This is a genomic window from Burkholderia sp. BCC1208 (genome assembly GCF_902833095.1).
Classification (GTDB): Bacteria; Pseudomonadota; Gammaproteobacteria; order Burkholderiales; family Burkholderiaceae; genus Burkholderia.
On sequence record NZ_CADFDY010000002.1, the window covers coordinates 252,922 to 267,181 of the forward strand.

The 14,260-nt window shown below is 69.8% G+C and carries 14 protein-coding genes and 1 pseudogene; 10 read left to right on the top strand and 5 right to left on the bottom strand.

Annotated elements, in window-relative coordinates; translation table 11 throughout:
- Nucleotides 1-30: 30 nt before the first annotated feature.
- Nucleotides 31-582 carry a DUF3005 domain-containing protein gene (locus HWX09_RS05950; protein WP_027782721.1) on the bottom strand — a complete coding sequence of 184 codons (552 nt, stop codon included), beginning with the start codon at nucleotides 580-582 and terminating at the stop codon, nucleotides 31-33.
- A gap of 187 nt (nucleotides 583-769) precedes the next feature.
- Here HWX09_RS05950 and HWX09_RS05955 point away from each other — a divergent pair, with 187 nt between their 5' ends.
- The 5 genes from HWX09_RS05955 (at nucleotide 770) to HWX09_RS05975 (ending at nucleotide 5,414) form a co-directional block, all read left to right on the top strand.
- A complete protein-coding gene (locus tag HWX09_RS05955; RefSeq protein ID WP_230469084.1) occupies nucleotides 770-1,018 on the top strand; it encodes a hypothetical protein in 249 nt (82 codons plus the stop codon).
- A gap of 253 nt (nucleotides 1,019-1,271) precedes the next feature.
- Complete coding sequence (locus HWX09_RS05960; RefSeq protein ID WP_034185280.1) at nucleotides 1,272-2,822, top strand: NCS1 family nucleobase:cation symporter-1; 1,551 nt, start codon at nucleotides 1,272-1,274, stop codon at nucleotides 2,820-2,822.
- Nucleotides 2,823-2,843: 21 nt separating this feature from the next.
- On the top strand, nucleotides 2,844-3,572 hold the full coding sequence (locus HWX09_RS05965; protein WP_027782718.1) for an aspartate/glutamate racemase family protein: 729 nt from the start codon (nucleotides 2,844-2,846) through the stop codon (nucleotides 3,570-3,572).
- A 61-nt stretch (nucleotides 3,573-3,633) separates the two neighbouring features.
- Complete coding sequence (locus tag HWX09_RS05970) at nucleotides 3,634-4,818, top strand: LysR family transcriptional regulator (protein ID WP_027782717.1); 1,185 nt, start codon at nucleotides 3,634-3,636, stop codon at nucleotides 4,816-4,818.
- Between the two features lie 164 nt (nucleotides 4,819-4,982).
- A complete protein-coding gene (locus tag HWX09_RS05975; protein ID WP_027782716.1) occupies nucleotides 4,983-5,414 on the top strand; it encodes a DUF1090 family protein in 432 nt (143 codons plus the stop codon).
- 87 nt (nucleotides 5,415-5,501) lie between these two features.
- Here HWX09_RS05975 and HWX09_RS05980 read toward each other — a convergent pair whose 3' ends face one another.
- A complete protein-coding gene (locus HWX09_RS05980) occupies nucleotides 5,502-7,073 on the bottom strand; it encodes an MFS transporter (RefSeq protein ID WP_027782715.1) in 1,572 nt (523 codons plus the stop codon).
- A 100-nt stretch (nucleotides 7,074-7,173) separates the two neighbouring features.
- On the opposite strand from HWX09_RS05980, the gene HWX09_RS05985 reads away from it, so the two are divergent.
- Nucleotides 7,174-8,052, top strand: a complete 879-nt coding sequence (locus HWX09_RS05985; RefSeq protein ID WP_027782714.1) for a LysR family transcriptional regulator — start codon at nucleotides 7,174-7,176, stop codon at nucleotides 8,050-8,052.
- Between the two features lie 163 nt (nucleotides 8,053-8,215).
- A complete protein-coding gene (locus HWX09_RS05990; RefSeq protein ID WP_027782713.1) occupies nucleotides 8,216-9,202 on the top strand; it encodes an ABC transporter substrate-binding protein in 987 nt (328 codons plus the stop codon).
- A 29-nt stretch (nucleotides 9,203-9,231) separates the two neighbouring features.
- Here HWX09_RS05990 and HWX09_RS05995 read toward each other — a convergent pair whose 3' ends face one another.
- A complete protein-coding gene (locus tag HWX09_RS05995) occupies nucleotides 9,232-9,606 on the bottom strand; it encodes a phage protein NinX family protein (protein WP_027782712.1) in 375 nt (124 codons plus the stop codon).
- 120 nt (nucleotides 9,607-9,726) lie between these two features.
- On the opposite strand from HWX09_RS05995, the pseudogene HWX09_RS33520 reads away from it, so the two are divergent.
- Nucleotides 9,727-9,925: pseudogene (locus HWX09_RS33520) on the top strand (TauD/TfdA family dioxygenase); the annotation flags it as partial.
- A gap of 43 nt (nucleotides 9,926-9,968) precedes the next feature.
- Here the strand turns inward: HWX09_RS33520 and HWX09_RS06000 are convergent.
- The gene (locus tag HWX09_RS06000) at nucleotides 9,969-11,630 is read right to left on the bottom strand and encodes an ABC transporter substrate-binding protein (RefSeq protein ID WP_027782711.1); all 1,662 of its coding nucleotides are present in this window, start codon (nucleotides 11,628-11,630) and stop codon (nucleotides 9,969-9,971) included.
- Nucleotides 11,631-12,002: 372 nt separating this feature from the next.
- Here HWX09_RS06000 and HWX09_RS06005 point away from each other — a divergent pair, with 372 nt between their 5' ends.
- Together HWX09_RS06005 and HWX09_RS06010 are read left to right on the top strand one after the other, a co-directional pair.
- Complete coding sequence (locus HWX09_RS06005; protein WP_027782710.1) at nucleotides 12,003-12,410, top strand: DUF427 domain-containing protein; 408 nt, start codon at nucleotides 12,003-12,005, stop codon at nucleotides 12,408-12,410.
- Between the two features lie 208 nt (nucleotides 12,411-12,618).
- Nucleotides 12,619-13,611, top strand: coding sequence for a sulfonate ABC transporter substrate-binding protein (locus tag HWX09_RS06010; RefSeq protein WP_027782709.1), 993 nt, complete (start codon nucleotides 12,619-12,621; stop codon nucleotides 13,609-13,611).
- 39 nt (nucleotides 13,612-13,650) lie between these two features.
- Here the strand turns inward: HWX09_RS06010 and HWX09_RS06015 are convergent, their stop codons facing one another.
- Nucleotides 13,651-14,235, bottom strand: coding sequence for a putative glycolipid-binding domain-containing protein (locus HWX09_RS06015; RefSeq protein ID WP_027782708.1), 585 nt, complete (start codon nucleotides 14,233-14,235; stop codon nucleotides 13,651-13,653).
- Between the last annotated feature and the right edge of the window lie 25 nt (nucleotides 14,236-14,260).

Sequence of the window (14,260 nt, forward strand, 5' to 3'; positions counted from 1 at the left end):
CGCGTGTCGAATACCGGTATCAATCCGGTATCAGTCGTCGGACCGTTCGAGGCAGATCACATGCTCCGCGCGCGTTCCGTCGCCGTGCTCGATGTCGACATCGCCGACATGGCGCACGCGCCAACCCGGCCGCGTCGCGATCTGCGGCATGTTGCCGGACGGCCGGCTCTCGATGCCGCCGAGCCCTTCGTTGGGCGTATCGACCGCTTCGTCGAGCGACGCGTTCGAATAGATCACGTTGTCCTGCAGCTCGGACGCGCCGGTGCGGGCCTCCATGCCCTTGCCGTCGACGTCGACCGTGTTGTCGGTCATCGCCATGTTCGCGTTGTCGAGCGTGACGATCCGGCCGGCCGCCCGGCGCACCGGATCGCCGCTGTCGACCGCATGCGCGCTTACGTCGATCGCCGGCAGGCCGGTCGGCATTTTCCCGGCGACGGCCTCCGGCGTCAGCGGACGCCGCGCCGTCTGCGCGGCCTGGGTCGCCGCGTCGGGCATGTCGCCGGCCGCCGGCGTCTTCACCGGGCTCTTCTCGATCTGTTCCCGCTGCTTTTCGGGGGTAGGGTTCGCTTCCGCGTTCTGCATCGCACCTCCTTGGCCGGCCCGCGGACGCCGGCGTCACGCCAGCGCCATCGGGCCGGAAATCGCTACAACGGTCCTTGCAAATCTTTCATGCGCACGGCCACGCACGCGCGCCATCCGGCGCGCGTGCCACCGGCACGGCACCGCCGGCGGACCGCACGCTCGCGCGCCGTCCGCCCGACCGCCAACCGTGCGTCAGCCGCCGCTCGCGCCGGCCGGCGCGGAAGCAGCGCCCGGCATGCTTGCACCGGTATCGCCGCTGCTGCCGGCCGCCCCGCTGCTCGGCATGCCCGATGGCGCGGTCGAAGGCGCGGCCGACATGCCGCTCGCCGCGCTCGAGTCGGAACTGGCTGCGCCGTTGTCGCCCTTCTTCTGGCAACCCGCGCCTGCCGCCAGGCCCGCGATCAGGATGCCGGCGAAGACGGCTCGCGATACGTGACGAAATGAATATCGCTGCATGACACCTCCGCTGATGTCGATGTGGATGGAACCCGCTGATTCGCAATTTGCGTGCCGTCCCCGGCCGCCGCGGCCGCGTGCGTCGCATTCATTTTTCGAATGACGCCCAGCCGAATATTTAATTTCCCATCGTCAGGCCCGCCGCCCATACTCGGGAACAAATCCGAGACATAACGTCCACGGCGGCCGGGGCCGCGCTGCGTACACACGCGGCGCGGTTTCGCGCCCCGCACATGGAAGGAGACAACGGCGTGCAACTGGAAGCCATCCACCGCGCGGGCATCGGGCTCGGCGCGGACGACGCATCGCATCGAACCGACACGGCCGCGCGCGATCCCGCGCTGAGCCCGCGGCTGCACAACCCCGATCTCGCGCCGACCAAGGCCGAAGGCCGCACATGGGGCCGCTACAGCATCTTCGCGCTATGGACCAACGACGTGCACAACATCGCGAACTACTCGTTCGCGATCGGGCTGTTCGCGCTGGGCCTGTCGGGCTGGCAGATGCTCGCGTCGCTCGCGATCGGCGCGGTGCTCGTGTACTGCTTCATGAACCTCACCGGCTACATGGGCCAGAAGACCGGCGTGCCGTTCCCGGTGATCAGCCGGATGAGCTTCGGCATTTACGGCGCGCTGCTGCCCGCGATGATCCGCGCGGTGATCGCGATCGCATGGTTCGGCATCCAGACCTATCTCGCGTCGGTCGTGCTGCGCGTGCTGCTCACCGCGATCTGGCCGGCCCTCGCCGCCTTCGACCAGAATGCGATCTTCGGGCTGTCGACGCTCGGCTGGATCACGTTCGTCGCGATCTGGCTGGTGCAGATCGGCATCCTCACGTACGGAATGGAGACGGTCCGCAAGTACGAAGGGCTCGCCGGCCCGGTGATCCTCGTCACGACGCTGTCGCTCGCCGCGTGGATGCTCAGCCGCACCGGCGGCCATCTCGCGATGTCGATCGGCAAGCCGATGACCGGCCTGAAGATGTGGACGCAAATCCTCGCGGGCGGCTCGCTGTGGCTCGCGATCTACGGCACGCTGGTGCTCAACTTCTGCGACTTCTCCCGTTCGTCGCCGAGCGCGAAGACCGTGCGCGTCGGCAACTTCTGGGGCCTGCCGGTCAACATCCTCGTGTTCGCGACGATCAGCTTCGTGCTCGCGGGCGCGCAGTTCAAGCTGAACGGCCACATCATCCACAGCCCGACGGAAATCATCGCGACGGTGCCGAACAAGCTGTTCCTCGTGCTCGGCTGCCTGGCATTCCTGATCGTGACGGTGGCCGTGAACATCATGGCGAACTTCGTCGCGCCGGCCTTCGTGCTGACGAGCCTCGCGCCGCACCGCCTGTCGTTCCGCCGCGCGGGCCTGATCAGCGCGACGATCGCCGTGCTGATCCTGCCGTGGAACCTGTACAACAGCCCGATCGTGATCGTCTACTTCCTGTCCGGCCTCGGTGCGCTGCTCGGCCCGCTGTACGGGATCATCACGGTCGACTACTGGCTCGTGCGCAAGCAGCGCGTGAACGTGCCCGATCTCTACACCGAAGCGCCGACCGGCGCCTACTTCTACACGCGCGGCGTGAACCGCAAGGCGCTCGCGGCGCTCGTGCCGTCCGCGCTGATCTCGATCACGCTCGCCGTCGTGCCGGCCTTCAGCGCGATGACGCCGTTCTCGTGGCTACTCGGCGCCGCGATCGCGGGCAGCGTGTACTGGCTGCTGGCCGATCGCAAACGGCACTACGAAGCGCGCTCGGGCGAACCCATCGCGGTCGCCTGCGCGCAACACTGACACACGCATACGGAGTCACCGATGAGGATCCTGGTAGTCAACGTCAACACGACCGAGTCGATCACCGACGCGATCGCCGCGCAGGCGCAGGCCGCCGCGTCGCCCGGCACGGAGATCGTCGGGCTGACGCCGCGCTTCGGCGCGGAGTCGATCGAAGGCAACTTCGAGAGCTACCTCGCGGCGATCGCCGTGATGGATCGCGTGTTGAGCTACGACGAACCGTACGATGCGGTGATCCAGGCCGGCTACGGCGAACACGGCCGCGAGGGGCTGCAGGAACTGCTGACGGTGCCCGTCGTCGACATCACCGAAGCGGCCGCGAGCATCGCGATGCTGCTCGGCCATCGCTACTCCGTCGTCACGACGCTCGACCGCACGGTCCCGCTGATCGAGGATCGCCTGAAGCTCGCCGGGCTCGACGCGCGCTGCGCGTCGGTGCGCGCGAGCGGCCTCGCGGTGCTCGAGCTCGAAGAGAACCCGGCCCGCGCGATCGAGTCGATCGTCGGCCAGGCGCAGCGCGCGGTGAAGGACGATCACGCGGAAGTGATCTGCCTCGGCTGCGGCGGGATGGCCGGCCTCGACCGGCAGATCGAGGAATGCACGGGCGTACCAGTGGTCGACGGCGTGACGGCGGCGGTCGCGCTCGCCGAGTCGCTGGTGCGCCTGAAGCTGAAGACGTCGAAGGTCCGCACGTACGCGCCGCCGCGCCCGAAGCGGATCGTCGGCTGGCCGGGAACCTTCGCAAAATGACGGGCTGCCGGCCGGTTGCCGCGTGGCGCGCACGCCCCGTCTCGCCGGGAAGCGTATCGGCATGCGGAACCCGCTAGACCCGCCGGCCCTGCCCCGCGACGCGTCCGACGCCGCGGGCGCGCTCGACGTGCTCGATGCACGGCTGATGCGCGTCCTGCTCATGCTGCTGACCGAGCGTACCGTGTCGCGTGCGGCCGTGCGCCTGAACATGTCGCAGCCGGCGACGAGCGCCGCGCTCAAACGCCTGCGCACGCTGCTCGGCGATCCGCTGCTGGTACGCAGCCGCTACGGGATGGTGCCGACCGAGTTCGGCGCGCGGTTGATCGAGCCGCTGCGTAATGCGCTGCGCGTGATCGACTTCATCCGCATCCAGCAGCCGACGTTCGACGCCCGCACGTCGGTGCGCACCTACCGGGTCGGCTGCCCCGACTATCTGAACGTGCTGTTCGTGCCGAAGCTCGTCGCACTGTTTCGCGAGCGGGCGCCGAACGCGCAATTGGTGTTTCATCCGCTCGGCGACGGCTTCGACGACGAGCGCGCGCTGGCCGACGGCGAACTCGACGTCGTGATCGACAACCGGCCCGCACGCCGGTCGCGCTTCCGGCAGGACGACCTGTTCGACGATCGCGTCGTGTGCCTGATGCGCGCGACGCATCCGCTCGCGCGGCGCGGCGCGATGACGGCGGCCGGGTTCGCGGCGGCGCCGCAGCTGTGCCCGACGCCGTCGTGGCTCGAAGCGTCCGGCGCGATCGACCGGCAGCTCGAACGCGTGGGCCTGCAGCGGCGCATCGTCGTCACGCTGCCGCACTTCGAGCTCGCCGCGCATGCGCTCGTGCGCAGCGATCTGATCCTCACCACCACGTACCGGCTCGCGCGGCACTACGCGAAGCTGCTGCCGCTCGCCGCGGTCGCGCTGCCGACCGAGCCGCCGGACATCGTGTACCGGATGACGTGGAACGAATCGGGATCGTGCGCGGAAGGCGGTCGGTGGCTGCGCGCACTGATTGCCGAAGCGACGCGCGCATGGCTCGACGCCGAGGCGATGCTGCCGGCGGTCGCAGCGTTCGCCGCGGTCGTCGCTTCCCGGGCCGATGCGGACACCCCGACGACCGTGCCGGCCGTGGCCGAGCCGCCCGAGCCTACCCGCCGCACGCGCCGCGGGCCGGCCGCGCATTGCCACGCATCACACACGGCGCGCGTCGCGCAGGCGGCACGCATCCATCGCATCGCGACGAAGTCGCACTGACCGGCGCCACACCTGGGCCGAAAGCGTGCGCTCGACCTCTGCATGTCAGACCGGTCCTATTTACCCGCGCCGCGTCGACTCGTCAGAATGGCGCCTTGAACACGTACCGACGGACGTCGCCTCGCGAACGCCCGTAGCCGCCGTATCGAATCGAGGAAATCCACATGAAGAACGCACTCATCGCGCTGGCCGTCCCGGTCGCGCTATTCGCGAGCACCGGCGCATTCGCCGGCACTCAGGACTGCGCGACGCGCATCCGCGCGCTACACACGCAGATCGACAACGCGAAGCGCTTCGGCAACACGCAGCAGGCGATGCACCAGCAGGCCGCGCTCGACCGGATCAAGGCCAACTGCACGGACGCCGGCCAGCTCGCACGCGCCGAACGCAAGCTGACCGACAAGGCGCGTGACCTGCGCAACGCGGAAGACGAAGTACGCAACGCGGAGGCGCGCGTCCACCAAGCCGAAGCACTCGGCGACGCAAAGAAGCTGAACAACGCGCAACGCAAGCTCGCCGACAAGCAGGCGAAACTGCGCAACGCCACACGTGACCTGCACGACGCGCGGATCGATCGCGACGCGCTGAAAGGCTGACGGATCGAAACGACGTGCCGCGCGAGTGCGGGCAGCACCGATAGCGACACGCTCAACCCGAACGTCGGCAGCAGAGCGTGTGCGACGTCACGCCCCTCCGCGCACCGGTTGCGCAAGCAACTTGTATGCAACGACGGCCGCACCGAGCGCCAGCACGCCGCTCACCGTCAGCGCAGCGGCGAACCCGCTTGCGAACGCGACCGGCGCCGCCTGCGCGAGCGCACCGGCAGCCGACGGCGGCACGCGGCCGAGCGCCTGCGCGAGGTCGCCGGCCAGCAGGCTCGACATGAAGGAGGCATCGGCGAACGCGCGCAGGCCGGGGGTCGCGGACAACAGGCTCACGAGCCGGGCATGCGTACTCGCGGCCAGCACCGCGCCGAGCACGCCGACGGCCGTGACGATCGCCGAGAAGCGCGTCGTCGTGCTGATGCCCGACGCCATGCCCGTGCGATTCGGCGGCACGCACGCCATGATCGCCTTCTGCGTGTCGCCGTTCATGACGCCGGCGCCGCACCCCGTCACGAACATGCCGAGCGCGACGAGCCGGTAGTCGCTGCTGGCGGCCAGCGCCGCGGTCGCGAGGTTGCCTGCGCCGATCAGCCCGAGCCCGCCCGCCAGCACGCCGCTGGACGACACGCGCGCGGCGAGCGCCGCGCCGAGCGACGGGCCGGCGATCATCGCGAACGCGAACGGCAGCATCCCGAGCCCCGCGTCGATCGCCGACATCCCGAACGCGTTTTGCAGGTACAGCGGCAGGAACGTCATCATCACCTGCGCGCACGCCGCGTAACCGAACATCGCGAGCACGGCGCCGACGAAGCGCGGCTGGCGGAACAGCGCGAGATCGATCATCGGCCGCGCCTGCCAGCGCTCCGCGCCGATGAACGCCGCCAGCAGCGCGGCCGCGAGCGCGAGCCGACCAAGCGTCGCGGCCGACAGCCAGCCGTGCGACGGCGCGCCGATCAGCGCCGCGATCGCACAGGCGAGCGCCGCGCCGAACAGCAGGCTGCCGGCCGCGTCCACGCGTTTCGCATGCGGATCGTTCGATTCGTCGATCGCGACGCGTGCGCCGGCCGCCAGCAGCACGCAGACGGGCAGGTTCAGCAGGAACACCCAGCGCCACCCGATCCATTGCGTGATCGCGCCGCCGACGAGCGGCGCGATGGCCGTCGCGATCCCCATGCACATGCCCCAGATCGCCCACACGCGCGCCCGTTCGCGTCCGTCCGGGAAACGGTTCGCGATTACCGCGAGCGCCGCGGTCAGCAGCAGCGCGGCGCCGCCGCCCTTCACCGCACGTGCGGCGATCAGCCAGCCGGCCGACGTCGCGATGCCGCAGCCGAGCGACGCGACGAAGAAGAGCGCGAGCCCCGCGAAGAGCATCCGCTTGCGTCCGAAGCGGTCGGCGAGCCCGCCGGCCGGCAGCAGGCACGCGGCGAACGCGGTCATGTACGCGCTCACGACCCATTCGATGTCGGCGAAGCTCGCGTGGAAGCCGCGCGCGATGCTCGGCAGCGACACGGCCACCACGTTCGTATCGAGCACGATCAGCGAGCAGGTCGCGGATGCGACGGCAAGGGTCGCGGCCGCAGGCAGGCGGGTGCGCGCGTGCGGGGCGACAGCCGCGCTCGCGCGCGACGCCGGTGAAGACTGGGACATCGGCCACTCCGGAACAGGATGAACGAGCCGTATGCTAGGCTTGCCCGGTATTGCCTGTCATTGATGCTTCAACGCTGTTTTATTGACGAAAATTGCAACCATGGGCCAGCTCGAATTCCGTCACGTACGCGCGTTCCTGAGCGTCGCGCAACACCTGCATTTCGCGCGCGCGGCCGAAGCGCTCGACATGGCGCCGCCCGCGCTCACGCGGCAGATCCAGGAGGCCGAGCGCGTGCTCGGCGTGCGGCTCTTTCACAGGTCGCGCCGCGCGGTCACGCTGAGCGCGGCCGGCGAGGCCTATCTCGCGCAAGCGCGCGCCGCGCTCGACCATCTGCAGCGCGGCCGCGAACTCGCCGTGCTGGCAGAACGCGGCGAACTCGGCCGGATCGAGATCGGCTACGTGTCGTCGGCCGTCTATTCGGGCACGCTGCAGCGCACCGTCGGCGCGTTCCGCGCCGCGCATCCGCGCATCGAGCTGAACCTGCGCGAAGTGCCGATGGACGACGTCTCGAACCAGCTCGACGCGGGCCGGCTCGACCTCGCGTACGTGCGCCCGCCGCTGCCGCTACCGGGCGGGCTGCGGATCGTCACGCTACAGCGCGACGTGTTCGTCGCGGCCGTGCCGGCCGACTCGCGCTATGCGGCGATGGCGGCCGTGCGCGCGGCTGACCTCGCCGACGCGCGCTTCGCGGTGCCCGAACAGGAGCTCGGCACGCTCGAAGTCGCGCGCCGCGGCCGCTTCGCGCCGGTCGTCGCCGCGCGGCCGGGCGGCCTGCTCGCGGTCCTCGCGTGCGTATCGGTGAACGGCTGGGTCGCGGTGATTCCCGATGCGCTCGCCGGTTGCGTGTCGCTGCCGGGCGTCGTGTACCGGCCGATCGCCGGCAAGCCGATCAAGTCGGAACTCGCGCTCGCGCACCGGCGGTTCGAAAAGGCGCCAGCCGTACGGGCCTTCCTGCGCACGATCGCGCCGGCCGCGTAAGGCGGCCGCGCAAGCGCCCGGGCGTCGGCGCGCCATCGGGCCGCACCGACCGCCCCGTGCGAATATGCATTTCACGATTCGATGTTTGTCGGCCGGAAACCGATTCCGTAACCTGCCCGGCAGCCGCGCCGCCCGCGCGCGGATCACCGAGGACACGCCGCCGATGAATCACGCTTTCGCCACGACACGCCGCCGCGCGCTGCAGCGCCTTGTCGCCCTCGCCGCCGCGCCGCTCGCGGGCGGCCTCGCACTGCCCGCCCGCGCGGCCGGCGCCGACCTCTCGGGCGTCACGCTCGTGCTCGGCGACCAGGCCGGCGGCCTGCGGGCGCTGGCCGAAGCGGCGCGCGTGCTCGACGGCACGCCGTACCGGTTCCGCTGGGCCAACTTCCAGGGCGCCGCGCCGCTGTTCGAAGCGCAGCGCGCGGGCGCGATCGATCTCGCGCCGGCCGGCGACCTCCCCGTCCTGACGGCCGCGCTCGGCGATCCGTCGTTGCGGATCGTCGCGACGCGCGTCGGCTCGCCGACGTCGCTCGGCATCGTCGTGCAGCCCGACTCGCCGGTTCGCACGGTGGCCGACCTGAAAGGGCAAACCGTCATCGTGTCGTCGGCGCGCGGCAGCATCTCGCAATACCAGTTGTACGGCGCGCTGCGCGAACACGGGCTCGCGCCGCGCGACGTCGACGTGCGCTTCGTGCTGCCGGTCGACGCGTTCGCCGCGTTCGAGGCGAAGCGGATCGGCATCTGGGCCACGTTCGATCCGTACTACGGGCATGCGGTGCGACGCGGCGCGCGCATCGTCCGCGACGGCAGCGGCATCAATTCGGGGCTCGCGTTCCTCACGTCGCCGGTCGAAACCCTCGACGATCGCGGCAAGCGCGCGGCGCTCGCGGACGTCCTCGCGCGGCTCGCCCGTGCGGGCCAATGGGCGCTCGCGCACCCGGCCGACTACGCGAGCGTCTATGCCTCGCTCACGCGCCTGCCGCCCGACGCGGCCACCGATATCGCGCGCCGGGCCGCGCTCGAGCAGCGCAGCCTCAGCGGCGCCGACATCGACGTGCTGCAGCGCGTCGCCGATCGCGCGGCGGCGGACGCGATCCTGCCGCGCCGCGTCGACGTCGCGTCGATCGCCATCCGGAACGTGGCGGCCTGAGTGGCGCCACGCGGTGCGGGCGCGCGCGTTCAGCGCGGCCGCGCCATATCGAGGTCCGGCACGTCGTCGCCGAACGTCGACGCGACGAGCGTGCGCATCGCGGCGATCAGCAACGTCGGCCCCGACTGGTTGAACGTGCAGCGCTCGCCCGCGGCCGGCACGGCCCGGTGCAGCACCGCGCGCCAGGCGCCCCGCCCGCCGTCGCGCTCGAACGCGGCGAACGGCAGCCGCTCGACGATCGGGCCGCCGTCCGCCCACGACGACGATGGCGCGAACGGCGTCGGCACGCCGCCCGGTTCGCGAATCACCGTGCATGCCGACGTGTCGATGCGCGGGTCGACGAGGTCGTGCGCCATCGCCACCCAGTAGTCGAGCGTCGCGCCTGTCAGGTCCTGGACTTGCATGACTGTCTCCGTATGTCCGTTCTCTTGAACGACATCCTGGCTGTCGCGTGCGCTACGGCGAGGACTGCGTCCCATGCGCGATATGGCTTCGTCCCCCGTCGCACTGCGATAAGCATAATTCAACCCCGCGGCATCGCGTTCCGGGACAACCTTGCGGCCGCGCATCTCGCACCCCGTCGGCCTCTTCGATCTCGACTGAGACCGCCAGCGCTATCGCACGACGGACACCGGCAACGTCCCGATCGGCCCCGACGGCCGGCCGTCGGTCGCGCTCGAAGGCACGCCGGTCGAAACGGCCGCGGCCGTCGCGCTCGACTGACGCGGCGAACGCCGGCGCGCAAGGGCGCGCCGGTTTTTCCCCATCAATCGAGCCACACGCCGTCGAACCGGTGTCCGCCGAGCGGCGAGAACGTCAGCCCGTGTACGCGTTTGGAAATCGGCAGCGACACGATCGACGTCGCGATCGGCGTGAACGGCACCTGGTCCTTGAACACCACCTGCGCCTGCTCGTACAGCGCCGTGCGCTTCGCGACATCCGCATTCGATCGCGCCGCCGTCACCAGTTGCTCGAAGTCCTTGTTGCACCACTTCGCGAGATTGCTGCCGTGCACCGCGTCGCAGCCGAGCAGCGTGCCGAGCCAGTTGTCGGGGTCGCCGTTATCGCCCGACCAGCCGTACAGGATCGCGTCGTGCTGCCCGTCGTGCTTCGCGCGGCGGTTGTATTCGCCCCATTCGTAGCTGACGATCTTCGCGCGCACGCCGATCTTCGCCCAGTCCTGTTGAATCAGTTGCGCCATCAGCTGTGCATTCGGGTTGTACGGGCGCTGCACGGGCATCGCCCACAGCGTCAGATCGAAGCCGTTCGGAAAGCCGGCCTGCGCGAGCAGCGCCTTCGCGGCGGCCGGATCGCGCGGCGCGTCCTTCAGGCGCGGGTTGTACGACCATTGCGCGGGCGGCATCGGGTTCGTCGCGATCGTCGCATCGCCGTTGAACACGGTCTTGACGATCGCCGTCTTGTCGATCGCGATGTCGAGCGCGCGCCGCACGTCGACGCGATCGAGCGGCGGATGCTGCGTGTTGTACGCGACGAAACCGACGTTGAAGCCCGTCCCCGAAAACAGCGTCAGCCTCGGGTCGCGCCGCACCGTCTCGAGATCGGCCGGCCGCGGAAACACCGAAACCTGGCACTCGCCGGCCACGAGCTTCTGCAACCGCGCGGCCGGATCGGGCGTGATCGCGAACACGAGGCGCGCGAGCTTCACGTCGTCCGGTTTCCAGTAGTCGGGATTCGCGTCGTAGCGGATCAGCGCGTCCTTCTGATACGTGCGCAGCAGGAATGGCCCCGTGCCGACCGGGAACTGGTTGATGTCCGACTCGCGATGGCGTGCGGCGAGCTGCGACGCATATTCGGCCGACAGCACCGATGCGAACGCCATCGCGAGATTGCGCACGAATACGACGTCGGGCGACTTCAACGAGAAGCGCACCGTATAGTCGTCGACCTTCTCGATGCGCTCGATGTTGCGGTCGAAGCCGAGATCGCTGAAATACGGGAAGCTGACCGGATAGGCCTTGCGAAACGGATCGTCCGCGTCGAGCATCCGGCGGAACGTGAACACGACGTCGTCGGCCTGGAATGGCCGGGTCGGCTTGAACCACGCGGTCGTCTGGAATTTCACGCCGCGCCGCAGGTGGAACGTGATCGTGCGCTGGTCGGGCGACACGTCCCAGCTCGTCGCGAGCGACGGTACGAGATCGAGCGTGCCGCGCTTGAACTGCACGAGCCCGTTGTAGATCGTGTACGTGCTCGCGTCGAAATCGGTGCTCGTCGTGTGCTGGCCGGGATCGAAGCCGGCCGGGCTGCCTTCGGAGCAGTACACGAGCGTCTTGCCCGCGGGCGCCGCGAGCGCGTGCGTCGCGGCGCCGGCCAGCAGCAGCGACGCGACGATCCAGCGCAACGCGGCGCCGGCATGCGATACGCCGCGCGTACGGCGCGCGGCTGACGAAACGAAAGGATTCTTCATGGTGGCGGAGGGGAAGAAAGGGTGCCATGCGAATGACGACCGTCGATCTTCGCGCGCATCCCGCCGATCGCTTACCAATTAATTCCGCGTTGCTTATCGTCACGGATGCATCCCGCTGCCCCTGCATGAGAATGTCCATGCGAGCGCCGCTGACATGCTCGCGAACACCGCCGCGACGCGCCCGGCGCTGCGTCATGACGCAGCGCCATTCGCTGACGGCGGCGGGCGTCCTTCCGGCCCCCTGCAGGTTCCGCGAAATTGGCGCATCGTATCGGTTGGCCAACGCCGGCACCGGTGCGCGGGAATCCGCCGGCGCACGCGTGCCGGCACGGCGCGCCCGCGGGTGCGCCGCCCGTTCCTGGAGGACCCACGATGTCGATCAACCCCGATACGCCCTCTCGTCCCGTGAAGTCGCCGGGCCCCGATCATCCGATCCTGATCGAGCCGCACTCGTCGCGCGTGGTCGTGAAGGTCGCCGGCAAGGTTGTCGCCGATACGCGCCATGCACTGGTGCTGCGCGAGGCCAGTTATCCGGCGGTGCTGTACATTCCGCGCGAGGATGCCGACATGTCGCTGCTCGAACGCACCGACCACGCGACCTACTGCCCGTACAAGGGCGATTGCGCGTACTACTCGATTCCGGCCGGCGGCGAACGCGCGACCAATGCGGTGTGGACGTACGAGCATCCGAATCCGGCGGTCGAATCGATTCGCGGACACCTCGCGTTCTATCCGGACCGCGTCGATTCGATCGAGGAAAGCCTGCTCGTCACCGAGTGAGCGCGGCGGCGCCCTGCCGCGTCATCGTTCACGTATCGTCCGGCCGCTGATTTGCATATGCGGATTCATTGGTTGGCCGCCGTCCCGCATGACCGTATCGTCTTGAGTCCGGCGCGGGCCGGCCGCGCGCATCGCCCGGCACCGGCCGCGTCCCGTGCCGGTCGCGCCATGCCCGCGCGACCCGTGAACCCGCCAGCAGGACGCCTCGATGAACGACACACCGCACGCAGACCTTGAAACGACCCCGGCGAACCCGCGCCGCCGCCGGTGGCTGCACGGCGCGGCCGCCGGGCTGGCGGGGCTCGCGCTCGGGCCGCTCGCGGCCGTGCCCGCGCGCGCCGACGCCAGCGGCACGCGGTTGCGCATCGGTTTCCAGAAATACGGCAACTTCGTCGTGCTCAAGGCGCGCGGCACGCTCGAGAAGCGTCTCGCGGGCCAGGGCGTCACCGTGCAATGGCTCGAATTCCCGGCCGGCCCGCAATTGCTCGAAGGGCTGAACGCCGGCGCGATCGACGTCGGCACGGTCGGCGAAACCCCGCCGATCTTCGCGCAGGCCGCCGGCGTCGATTTCGTCTACATCGGCAACGAGCCGCCCGCGCCGCAGGGCGAGGCGATCGTCGTGCTGCCCGATTCGCCGATCCGCACCGTCGCGCAACTGCGCGGCAAGAAGGTCGCATTCAACAAGGGCTCGAACGTCCACTATCTGCTGGTGAAGGCGCTCGAGCATGCGGGCCTCACGTATGCCGACATCCAGCCGATCTACCTGACGCCGGCCGACGCGCGCGCCGCGTTCGTGCAGCGCAGCGTCGATGCGTGGGTGATCTGGGATCCGTATCTGGCCGCCGCCGAACGGCAGCTCGGCGCGCGCGTGATCGCGAACGGCGATGGGCTCGTGCGCAACACGCAGTACTACCTCGCGGCGCGCAGGTACGCGGCCGCGCACCCGCAGGTGCTGCGCGCGCTGCTCGACGAAGTCGACGCGATCGATCGCTGGGCGCGCGATCACGTGCCCGAGGTGGCCGCGCAACTGTCGCCGCTCGTCGGCCTCGACGCGCCGACGCTCGAAGTCGCGCTCAAGCGCGCCGGCTACGGCGTGCAGCCGATCACCGACGCGACGGTCGCGTATCAGCAGAACATCGCCGACGCGTTCAGCACGCTGAAGCTGATTCCGGGCAAGCTGTCGGTGGCCAGCGCGCGCTGATGTCCGCCGGCGCAGGCACGCGATTCGCGATGGGACGCGTCACGACGCAGGCGCCGCGCCGATGCGCCGCCATTCGTCATAGTCGGTGACGAGGCCCGCGTCGTCGATCGCGATATCGGCCGCATAGGTACCGCTCTCGTATCGATACACGTGCGGCGCCGTGCGCGTATAGCGCTGCTCGCCGCGCACGATGTCGAAATCCGGAAAACGCAGCCATGCGGTGAGAATCGCGACCGATTCGCCGACGGCGAGCGCCAGCCGCCGGATCGGCAGCGTATTGGTCGACGGACTGAAGCCGAGATCGATGTCGGTTGCGCCCGCAAGCATCGGCACATCGACGCCGTCGATAGTCCACCGCCCTGCATCACAGGCGATGCCCCATTGCCGGGGCGGCTCCGTACCGGTCCACCGCGTCACGCGCGCTGAGCGCGTGAGCCAGTCGGTCCCGCATGCGATCGCGTACTCGATGCGAAACGGCGTGCCGTCGATCGCACCCGCCACCGCCCCCGACAGCGCGATGCCCGTTTTTGACTCGTCGAGCCGGCACCATTCGGCCGCCTGCCACGTCTGCACGATCTGCCATGCAACGCAGTGCGTCCGTCGGGCTTCATTCCGTGGCGTCATGTCGGGTCTCCTGTCGTTCGCGCGG

Bases quoted from the DNA above. Each gene is read 5' to 3' on its own strand.
- HWX09_RS05950 (WP_027782721.1), bottom strand. From the start codon at position 582: ATGCAGAACGCGGAAGCGAACCCTACCCCCGAAAAGCAGCGGGAACAG.
- HWX09_RS05960 (WP_034185280.1), top strand. From the start codon at position 1,272: ATGGAAGGAGACAACGGCGTGCAACTGGAAGCCATCCACCGCGCGGGC.
- HWX09_RS05965 (WP_027782718.1), top strand. From the start codon at position 2,844: ATGAGGATCCTGGTAGTCAACGTCAACACGACCGAGTCGATCACCGAC.
- HWX09_RS05970 (WP_027782717.1), top strand. From the start codon at position 3,634: ATGCGGAACCCGCTAGACCCGCCGGCCCTGCCCCGCGACGCGTCCGAC.
- HWX09_RS05975 (WP_027782716.1), top strand. From the start codon at position 4,983: ATGAAGAACGCACTCATCGCGCTGGCCGTCCCGGTCGCGCTATTCGCG.
- HWX09_RS05980 (WP_027782715.1), bottom strand. From the start codon at position 7,073: ATGTCCCAGTCTTCACCGGCGTCGCGCGCGAGCGCGGCTGTCGCCCCG.
- HWX09_RS05985 (WP_027782714.1), top strand. From the start codon at position 7,174: ATGGGCCAGCTCGAATTCCGTCACGTACGCGCGTTCCTGAGCGTCGCG.
- HWX09_RS05990 (WP_027782713.1), top strand. From the start codon at position 8,216: ATGAATCACGCTTTCGCCACGACACGCCGCCGCGCGCTGCAGCGCCTT.
- HWX09_RS05995 (WP_027782712.1), bottom strand. From the start codon at position 9,606: ATGCAAGTCCAGGACCTGACAGGCGCGACGCTCGACTACTGGGTGGCG.
- HWX09_RS06000 (WP_027782711.1), bottom strand. From the start codon at position 11,630: ATGAAGAATCCTTTCGTTTCGTCAGCCGCGCGCCGTACGCGCGGCGTA.
- HWX09_RS06005 (WP_027782710.1), top strand. From the start codon at position 12,003: ATGTCGATCAACCCCGATACGCCCTCTCGTCCCGTGAAGTCGCCGGGC.
- HWX09_RS06010 (WP_027782709.1), top strand. From the start codon at position 12,619: ATGAACGACACACCGCACGCAGACCTTGAAACGACCCCGGCGAACCCG.
- HWX09_RS06015 (WP_027782708.1), bottom strand. From the start codon at position 14,235: ATGACGCCACGGAATGAAGCCCGACGGACGCACTGCGTTGCATGGCAG.